The organism is Rhizobium sp. RAF56, from assembly GCF_052113965.1.
Taxonomy (GTDB): domain Bacteria; phylum Pseudomonadota; class Alphaproteobacteria; order Rhizobiales; family Rhizobiaceae; genus Rhizobium.
Window position 1 is genome coordinate 1 of the sequence record NZ_JBFRDU010000112.1, and the last position, 1043, is coordinate 1043.

Consider the following 1043-nt stretch of genomic DNA (forward strand, 5'->3'; position numbering starts at 1 on the left):
TGCGGCCGGCGTAAATCGACGAGAATGATGTCCGCCTTCTTGCCGGGCTCCAGCGAACCGATCTCATCGTCGAGGCCAAGCACGCGTGCGGCGTCGATCGTGCACATTTCCAAGACCTTTCCCGGCGGGAGCCAGCTCGGATCGTGGAAATAGGTGCGGTGATAATGCATGCATTGCTGCATGTGGCGGAACATGTCCGCCGAACGGTCGGGCGCCGTGGCATCCGATCCGATCGCCACCACGACGCCCGCATCGAGAAGCTCAGTCACCGGGCAGCGCGCGAGAATGGAGGCGATCGCGCTCGGGTTGTGGACGATGCATGTGCCGGTTTCGGCGCAGATCGCGATTTCCTCCTCGTCGAGGCCGGTTGCGTGCGAGAGCACCGTCCGCGGGCCGAGAATACCGCCGAAGTCGTTCGCGATGCGAACGCTGCCGCGGGTATAACCGTCCTGGGTGAAGATCAAGCCCCGCTCGTCGGCAAGCCCCTTAACGGCGCGCGTCTGGACCATGAGGTCCTCGGCGCCATCGAGAGGCTCGGGCGTCAGCAGCGCGACGTGCAGCCGATCTTCGTGTGTGCGGTGCCAGCGGTCGACCAGCTGCAGCGATGTTGCGATCTGCTGTTCGAACGACACCGGGTAATCGGTGCGGGTGCCGCCGTCCCAACGTGCATAGGTAAGCGGATGCGGAGGGCGCGTGGTGCCGACGGCAACGACCGAGCGCGTGCCGATGTTGAGCACGCCCTCCATATGCGCATCGCCATAGACGGGGTCGTCGGTGCGCATGATGGAATCGCCGCCGCCGAGCAGCGAAACGCCTGTCGTAACCCCGAAACGCAATCGCTCCAGCGCGGCAAGCTGCGCTTCGGCATGCCAGAACTCCGGGGTCGAGCCGACTGTATAGGCACCCTGGCATGCGCGGTACCAGAGATCGCTACGCCCGCCGCCGAGCGTCTTGATCAGTCCGTGGCCGGCATGGGCATGGCTGTCGACGAAGCCCGGCATGATCGCCATGCCGCGCGCGTCGATGATCTCGCCCGCCTGATG

General features: G+C 65.4%; 1 protein-coding gene. It reads right to left on the minus strand.

Annotation, left to right across the window (positions count from 1 at the left end; all coding sequences use genetic code 11):
- The coding region (locus AB4048_RS28795) for an amidohydrolase family protein (protein ID WP_442205350.1) at positions 1–1043 on the minus strand (1043 nt) is incomplete at both ends.